Source organism: Methylobacterium sp. AC315 (assembly GCF_979253755.1).
Genome location: NZ_CEEDEA010000047.1, coordinates 1 through 8,061, shown reverse-complemented (window position 1 = coordinate 8,061; position 8,061 = coordinate 1). Strand labels below are relative to the sequence as shown.

The following is an 8,061-nucleotide window of genomic DNA, read 5'->3' as shown; positions in this document are numbered from 1 at the left end:
CCCGTGACCCCCACGGCACCGCTTCGATCCCGCCCCGGCGGGACACGATGGCGCGCGCCCTGATGGCCCCCGTCCCGACCCAGAGCCCGAACCGGCCCGCCGCGGCAACGACCGCATCCCCCGGAGGAAGCCCATGCAGACCGCCGCAACCTTCGCATCCGATCCCCCCGCTCACGCCAAGCCCACGGGCCGGCAAACGGCGACGGCCGCCATGGCCTCGCTGTTCGGCTGGGGGCTCGATCTCTTCGACCTGTTCATCCTGCTCTACGTGGCACCCGTCGTCGGCGCCCTGTTCTTTCCGGCCGACAAGCCGATGCTGTCGCTGGCGGGAGCCTATGCCTCCTTCGCGGTCACGCTGCTGATCCGGCCCCTCGGCTCGGCCCTGTTCGGCTCCTATGCGGACCGGTTCGGCCGGCGCCGCGCGCTCATGGTGGCGGTGACCGGGGTCGGCCTGTCGACGGCGGTCTTCGGCCTCCTGCCGACGGTCGGCCAGATCGGATGGCTCGCCACCGCGATCTTCCTGATCTTCCGCCTCGTCCAGGGCATCTTCGTCGGCGGCGTGGTCGCGGCGTCTCACACGATCGGGACGGAATCCGTCCCGGAGCGGTGGCGGGGGCTGATGTCCGGGGCGGTCGGCGGGGGCGGCTCGGCCATCGGCGGCCTGCTTGCCTCCCTGGTCTTCTACGTCGTCTCGCTCATGGCGCCGGGAGAAGCCTTCACCGAGTGGGGCTGGCGGCTGATGTTCTTCTCGGGTCTCCTGACCTCGGTGATCGGCCTGATCCTCTTCCGCAATCTTGAGGAATCCCCGATCTTCAAGGACCTCCAGGCCCGGAAGGCGGCGCTCCGGGCAGGCGCTCCGGCGGAGGCCTCGCCGATCCGCTCCCTGTTCTCACCGTCCAACCGGGGAAGCTTCGCGGTCGCGACACTCATCTCTTTCGGCGGCGGCGCGGCCTACTACCTCACGTCCGGCTACCTGCCGACCCTCCTCAAGCTCGTGAACGGCGTGCCGAACGCCACCGCCTCGATGATCCTGATCGGCGCAAACGTCGCGGCGGCGATCGGCGCCTGCGGCATGGGCGAACTGAGCCAACATATCGGGCGCAGACGGTCGTTCCTCGTCATGGGCGTCATCCGCCTGCTCGCTTTTCCCGCCCTGTTCCTGACCATGGCGAACACGACGAGCCTCGTTGGGGTCGCGGCCTGCGCCTTCTTGCTGGCGCTCATCGCCAACGCCAGCTACGGGCCGCTGCTGATCTTCCTCAACGAAAAGTTCCCGACGGCGGTGCGGGCCACGGGGACGGGCCTGACCTGGAACATCGGTTTCGCGCTGGGCGGCATGCTGCCGACGCTCGTCTCCCTCGTCGCCGACGGGCCGACGCAGATTCCGATGGTGCTGGCCGTCGTCATGACCGGCGTCACCCTGGTCTATCTCGTCGGGGCCTTCCTGACCGACGAGACGCAGGGCAATCTCGACCGGGCCTGACGATCCGGTTCTGCGCGGGCGGAGGCCTCCCATGACGAGTGATCCCCTCTGGACCTTCGCCTGCGCGTTCTACGGCCGGCCCGGCGTCGCCGCGGCCTGCCTCGCGCTCCAGGACGAGGGCGGCGCCGATGTGCCCCTGCTCCTGTACCTGATCTGGTGCAGGAGGACCGGACGAAGGCTGGACGCCTCGGCGCTCGCCGGAGCGGAAGCCCGGATCGGCCCCTGGCGCGGGCAGGTGATCAGTCCCCTGCGGGCGATCCGCCGGGCGATGCGATCGAACATCCTTTCGGGCCAGGGGACGGAGGCGCTCCGGGAGCGGATCAAGCTCGCGGAGATCGAGGCGGAGCGCCTCGCCCTCGCGGCTCTCTTCGAGGCCGCGCCGGTCCCGGATATGCCGGCGAGTTCGGGCGGCGAGGCGCTGGCCCTCTATGCCGCCCATATCGGCCGGACCTGGCCGGAGGCACCGCTGCGGGTTCTCGCGACGGCCCTGGAGGGCTGAGCGCCGGTCAGCCTTCTCCGCTTCGCCAACGCCGGACGCCGGGTGCGTCGATGTCGAACAGGTCGAGAACCCGCCCGATCGTATGGTCCACCATGTCGGCGAGGCTCTCCGGACGCGCGTAGAAGGCCGGAACCGGCGGGGCGATGATCGCCCCCATTTCCGAGAGCGCCGTCATGGTGCGGAGGTGGCCGGTGTGGAGGGGGGTCTCCCGCACCATCAGGACGAGGCGGCGGCGCTCCTTCAGGGTCACGTCGGCGGCCCGCGTCAGCAGGCCGGATGTGACGCCGGTCGCGATCTCGGCCTGGCTTCGCATGGAGCAGGGCGCCACGACCATGCCGCGGGTCCGGAAGGATCCGGAGGCGATCGAGGCGCCGATATCCCCCTGGGCGTAAGTCTTGGCGGCCAGGGCGCGGACGTCGGCGACCTTGAGGTCGGTCTCATGGGCCAGCGTCACCTCGGCCGAGCGCGACATCACGAGATGGGCCGGGATCGCGAGGTTGCGCAGGATTTCCAGGAGACGGATCCCATAGATCACCCCCGAAGCACCCGAGATGCCGACCACGAGGGGCAGCGGTGTCATCGTTCCTCCCGGCCGCAACGGGCGCGGCGACGTTGCCGGTGACAGTATCGGGGTGTGCTCGCCCGTGTCGAATAACGTCGGCTGATCGCTGCCATCAGTCCGGGAGGCTCAACCGGTGATGATATGGGCCTGGAGTGCGGCCGCCGCCGCTTTCAACTCCTCCTCAAGGATGCCGATGAGGAGCTGCGCCGCGTGGCTGAGCGGTTTCTGCGGGTGGTGAATGATCACCAATTCGCGGGCGATGCGCGGCGCGACGATGCGGTAGGCCTTGAGGGACCCGTCGGCGAGCTGTCGGCTGACGGCGATGCTCGGCAGCACAGTGAAACGCGTCGAGCGCGCCACGAAGTCCGCGATCGCGGGGGGCAGGTCGAGTTCGAGCTTCGGGCACAGGGTCACGTCCGCGGCGGCGACACGGCGGTCGAGTTCGACGCGCAGGCCGTGGCGAGTCGACGGCAGGATCAGGTCGAGGGCGGCGAGGTCCGCCATCCGCAGGGGCAGGGGCACGGGCAACGGTGTGTCGCGCCCGCCGACCACGACCATTTCCTCGTCGAGGAGGGGTGCCATGACGAGGCCGAGGCGTCGGGCCGGCCGGTTGATTACCGCGAGGTCGAGGGCGCCGCCGCCGACGCCCTCGATGAAGGTGCTGCTGTAGCCATCGGCCAGCGACAGTTCGACCTCTGGGTAGGCCGCCGCGAAGCGAGCGAGGACGCTGGGGATCACGCTCATCGACAGGGACGACAGGATGCCCGCCGTGACGCGGCCCGACACGGTTTGGGACAGGCGCGCCATGGCCGCCCGGGCTTCGGCGACATCCCGCTGGATCGGGTGGACCAGCCGGTGCAGCGTCCGGCCGGCGGCTGTCGGCACCATGGCCTTCGGCTGTCGGTCGAACAGGCGCTGGCCGAGCTCCCGTTCCAGCTTGGCAATCTGCATGCTGAGCGCGGGCTGGACGACGTTCATCCGCTGCGCGGCGCGGGTGACGCTGCCCTCCTCGAACAAGGCGACGAAGTAGGAGATCTGACGGAGATCCATACACGGGACCCGGGCGACACGAGCAACGCGCCAGAGGACCATGTGCGGGCCGGTCGGCGCAATTCAAACCGGCTGATGGGCGGCATCACCAATCGTTATTTTTCCCGCCTGCGGGAAGAGCTTAACGCTTCCTCCCCTGGCAAGCTTGGTTCAGATGACCCCGCCGTGAGGACAGCATGAACGCGCCCACTCCCGTTCGTTCCCTCCGCGACTGGCTCGATCGGCTGTCCGGGGATGGGCGCCTCGCCATCGCGCGGCCGGGAATCGGCTTGCGCCACGAGGCGGCGGCGGTGGCGAACCGCCTCGACGGCCGGCAGGCCAGCCTGTTTCCGCAGCCCGGGGGGCATCCGGGCACCATCGTCTCGGGCCTCGTGTCGAGCCGGGCCTGGATGGCGGAAGCCCTCGGCACCACGCAGGATCGCCTCGTCGCCCATTTCCAGCAGGCCGCCGCCCAGCCGCTCCCCTGGCACGAACGCAACTCCGCCCCCGCGCAGGAGGTCGTCCACCGGGAGGGACTCGACATCCTGAAGCTCCTGCCTGTGCCCACTTTGAACGAGCACGACAGCGGACCCTACATCTCGGCGGGCCTGATGATCTCCCGGGACCCGGAGACCGGCCTGCAGAACGTCGCCATCCTGCGCTGCCAGATCAGCGGTCCGGACAGGATCGGCGTGCTGGTCCTGCCCCGGCATACCGACAATTTCTACCGCAAGGCCGAGGCCCAGGGCCGGGGCCTCGAAGTCGCCCTCGTGGTCGGCGTCGATCCCGCCTGCCTCCTCGCATCCCAGGCCATCGTGCCCCTCGGCCACGACGAGTTGGAGATCGCCGGGGCGCTCACCGGCCAACCCCTCGACGTGGTCAAGTGCCTGACAAACGGCGTGCGCGTTCCGGCGAACGCAGAGATCGTGATCGAGGGCCACCTCCTGCCCGAAATCCGCGAGCCCGAAGGGCCGTTCGGGGAGTTCCCACAATATTACGGGGAGCGGGCCAAGCGGCACGTCATGCAGGTCGATGCGGTGACGCACCGGCGCGACTCGATCTTCCACATGATCGTCGGGGGCGGTCTGGAGCATCTGTTGCTGGGGGCGATCCCCCGCGAGGCCACGATCCTCGCGACACTCCAGCGCAGCTTCCCCGGTGTCGAGGACGTGCATCTGTCCCTGGGGGGAGTCGGCCGTTACCACCTCTACGTCCGCCTGCGGAAGACGCAGGAGGGCGAGGCCAAGAACGTGCTGCTCGGGGCCTTCGCCGCCCACTACGACATCAAGCACGCCGTCGTGGTCGATACGGATGTCGACATTCACGCCCCGCAGGAAGTCGAATGGGCGGTCTCGACGCGGTTCCAGGCTGACCGCGACCTCGTCGTCATCCCTCACGCCCAGGGCTCGAAGCTCGATCCCTCGGGCCGCGAGGGGGTCGGCGCAAAGATGGGTCTCGACGCGACCGTTCCGCTCGACGCGCCCCCCATGAAATTCAAGCGCATCCGTGTTCCCGGCGAGGCCGAGGTTGATCTCGACGCGGTGCTCGCGTCCGGCGCCGACTGGCGCGCGGCGATCGGCTGATCCCGTGAACGCCTTGCCCGAAACGATCGACGTGTTGATCGTCGGCGGGGGCTCTGCCGGCTGCGTGATGGCCCACCGGCTCTCCGCCGACCCGCGGCGCCGGGTGCTCCTCGTCGAAGCCGGCATCGATACACCGCCGGGCCGGGTGCCGGCGGAGATCCTCGACAGCTATCCGATGCCGCTGTTCCATGGCGACACCTACATCTGGCCGGGGCTCGACGCGGCGGTCACCCGCGACTCCCGCGGTCGCATGCGGCGGCGGGCCTACGAGCAGGGCCGGGTGATGGGCGGCTCGTCCAGCATCAACGTCCAGGCGGCCAACCGCGGGCTGCCCCGCGATTACGAGGCCTGGGCCGCGCTCGGCGCCGAGGGCTGGGCCTGGGACGACGTACTGCCGTATTTCCGCAGGCTCGAGACCGACCTCGATTGCGGCGGTCCGCTGCACGGCCATGATGGGCCGCTCCCGATCCGGCGCATCCTGGAGCCCGCATGGCCCCCCTTCGCCCATGCGGTCGCCCGCGCCTTCGACGCGACCGGCCTGCCCCGGCGCGTCGATCAAAACGGCGAGTTCGAGGACGGGATCTTCCCGCCGGCCTTCTCCAACCGGGACGACGCGCGGGTCTCGGCCGCCGCCGCGTATCTGGACGTGGGGACGCGGGCCCGGCCCAATCTCACCATCGCCGCTGGCCTCGAGGTCCGTTCGCTGGTGATGGACGGGCGCTGCGCGACCGGGGCCGTGCTGCGGCGGGGCGACGGATCCGAGCAGCAAGTGGGCGCCGCCTCCGTCGTCCTGTGCGCCGGCGCTCTTCAATCGCCGGTGCTGCTCCTGCGTGCCGGGATCGGCCCGGGCGATGCGCTCTCCGCCTGCGGGATACCCGTCCGGCTGGATCGTTCGGGCGTCGGCGAGAACCTGCGGGACCATCCCGCTTTGACGATGGCCCAGGTTCTTCCCCGCTCGCTCCGGCTGCCCGGGACCTTCCGGCGCGCGAGCTTGCTGGCCCTGCGCTATACGTCCGGCCATCCCGGAGGCTGCGCCTCCGATATGTATCTCACCGCCTCCGCCCGTGCCGGCTGGCACGCCCTCGGCGGACGCCTCGCGCTCTACTTCCTCTGGGTGAACCAGCCGCACTCGGTCGGGCGCCTGCGTCTCGATCCGGCGAACCCGTCCAGCCCGCCCGACATCGACCTCGGCCTGCTCTCGGATCGCCGCGATCTCGAACGCCTCGCCTCGGGGATTCGGCTGCTCAGCGACCTCGTGGTCTCGCCCACGCTGAACCCCCGCTCAGACGACCTCTTCCCCGCGAACTATTCGCCGTTGATCCGCCGGTTGAGCGCCGTCTCCCCTCGCAACCGGCGGCTCACCGGCCTCCTCGCCCCCGTATTCGATGCACCGGCCATGCTGCGCGCCCCGCTGCTGCGCGCCGTCCTAGGCGGCCACGCTTGGGCGACAGTGCTCCAAGACGATGGCGCTCTCGACGACTTTGTCCGGGACAACGTCTTCGGGGTCTGGCATGCGAGCGGTACGTGCCGCATGGGCCGGGCCGACGATCCCGGCGCGGTGGTTGATCCGGGGGGGCGCGTCATCGGAACCGAGAACCTGTTCGTCGCTGACGCATCGGTGATGCCCCGCCTTCCTAGCGCAAACACGAACGTCCCGACCTTGATGATTGCGGAAAAGATCGCGGAGAGGATGATGGTGGAGATGGGATGATCCCCCTCGACACATTCGGCACCTTTGCGGTGGCCGACCTACGGCTGGAATACCGTTTCGTCGGTCCGCAGCCGGAATTTGCGCCGACGCTGGTGTTGCTTCATGAGGGTCTAGGTTCTGCCACGCAGTGGGGCCCGCTGCCGGAAATTCTGGTCGAGACGACCGGATGCGGTGTCCTGGCCTTCTCGCGGCAGGGTTATGGGGCCTCGAGTCCGGTGCTTCTGCCCCGCCGGGCCGACTTTCTCGAACAGGAAGCCTGCACCATACTTCCCCAGGTCTTCGACCTTGCGGGACTGCGAAGCGGCCTGCTGATCGGCCATTCCGATGGCGCCTCGATCGCGGCCCTCGCGTTGGCGGAGGGCAACACCCGCGTGCGGGGCGGCGTCCTCATCGCGCCCCATTTCTTCGTCGAGGAGGCGACGCTGGCCGGGGCCCGACGGGCCCGGGACGCCTACGACAAGGGCGATCTGAAGGTCCGTCTCGGCCGTCGGCATACCGATGTCGAGGGCGCCTTTCGGGGCTGGAACGACGCTTGGTTGGATCCGGCTCGGCGCGGATGGACAATCGAGACAGCCCTCACGCGATGGACCGTCCCGGCACTCATCATCCAGGGAACGACGGATGCTTACGGAACCAAGGCTCAGATTGCTGCCGCTCGCAGATTTTGCCCCGCCGGTCTGCTGACTGTTTATGAGATGCCGAATGTTGGGCATCACCCACATCGCGAAGCGTTGGCAGAAACCGCCGACGTCATCGCCCGCTTCGTCACCCATGTCTTGAGCAGAGATTAAGTCTTCACAAGACAAGGTCTGATTGGCCTTGACACACACTGTCGCGAGGCCGGGTGCCGGCCCCTTTCCCGTGGGGAGGGGCAGGAGGCCGTGTCAGGTTCGTCGACAGGGTTATTTGGAATCACCTGCCTCCCAGGCCTCACCCAGATCGAGCTTTCCGGATCCGGGCGAGGACAAAGCCCAGCCGTGGTACTGGGCCCGTTCGCCCACGTTGCCACCCGACAGCTTTCAGCGAATGCGCGTCCTCGACGGTATGACCGGATTGGATCGGGTAAGACGCTGTCCGTTTTTCCAGCAAGCCCCCTCCAGAGTGTGTTTCGGCGTGCAACCTTGGTTCTTCCGCACTTTCGGTGCTGAGCGGTGGTTTGGACGTTGATTCGCATGTTGGCCCGAGGGCAGTGCG

The 8,061-nt window shown here is 68.9% G+C and carries 7 protein-coding genes; 5 read left to right on the top strand and 2 right to left on the bottom strand.

Translation table 11 applies throughout. The features are described 5' to 3' along the window. Window positions 1-133 precede the first annotated feature (133 nt). The gene (locus AC0IY0_RS28470; RefSeq protein ID WP_471766427.1) at window positions 134-1,483 is read left to right on the top strand and encodes an MFS transporter; all 1,350 of its coding nucleotides are present in this window, start codon (window positions 134-136) and stop codon (window positions 1,481-1,483) included. A gap of 31 nt (window positions 1,484-1,514) precedes the next feature. After that, window positions 1,515-1,982, top strand: coding sequence for a TIGR02444 family protein (locus AC0IY0_RS28465; protein ID WP_471766426.1), 468 nt, complete (start codon window positions 1,515-1,517; stop codon window positions 1,980-1,982). Window positions 1,983-1,989: 7 nt separating this feature from the next. On the opposite strand, the gene AC0IY0_RS28460 is transcribed toward AC0IY0_RS28465, so the two are convergent. Further along, the gene (locus AC0IY0_RS28460) at window positions 1,990-2,562 is read right to left on the bottom strand and encodes a UbiX family flavin prenyltransferase (protein ID WP_471766424.1); all 573 of its coding nucleotides are present in this window, start codon (window positions 2,560-2,562) and stop codon (window positions 1,990-1,992) included. 108 nt (window positions 2,563-2,670) lie between these two features. Further along, on the bottom strand, window positions 2,671-3,594 hold the full coding sequence (locus tag AC0IY0_RS28455) for a LysR family transcriptional regulator (protein WP_471766422.1): 924 nt from the start codon (window positions 3,592-3,594) through the stop codon (window positions 2,671-2,673). A gap of 176 nt (window positions 3,595-3,770) precedes the next feature. Here AC0IY0_RS28455 and AC0IY0_RS28450 point away from each other — a divergent pair, with 176 nt between their 5' ends. The 3 genes from AC0IY0_RS28450 to AC0IY0_RS28440 are packed head-to-tail and all read left to right on the top strand — an operon-like array spanning window position 3,771 to window position 7,658. Then, entirely contained in the window at window positions 3,771-5,156 is a 1,386-nt protein-coding gene (locus AC0IY0_RS28450; RefSeq protein ID WP_471766421.1) for a UbiD family decarboxylase, read from the top strand. A gap of 4 nt (window positions 5,157-5,160) precedes the next feature. Then, a complete protein-coding gene (locus AC0IY0_RS28445) occupies window positions 5,161-6,867 on the top strand; it encodes a GMC family oxidoreductase (RefSeq protein ID WP_471766420.1) in 1,707 nt (568 codons plus the stop codon). Then, window positions 6,864-7,658, top strand: coding sequence for an alpha/beta fold hydrolase (locus AC0IY0_RS28440; RefSeq protein WP_471766419.1), 795 nt, complete (start codon window positions 6,864-6,866; stop codon window positions 7,656-7,658). Before AC0IY0_RS28445 ends, AC0IY0_RS28440 begins: the two co-directional genes overlap by 4 nt. The last annotated feature ends 403 nt before the right edge of the window (window positions 7,659-8,061 follow it).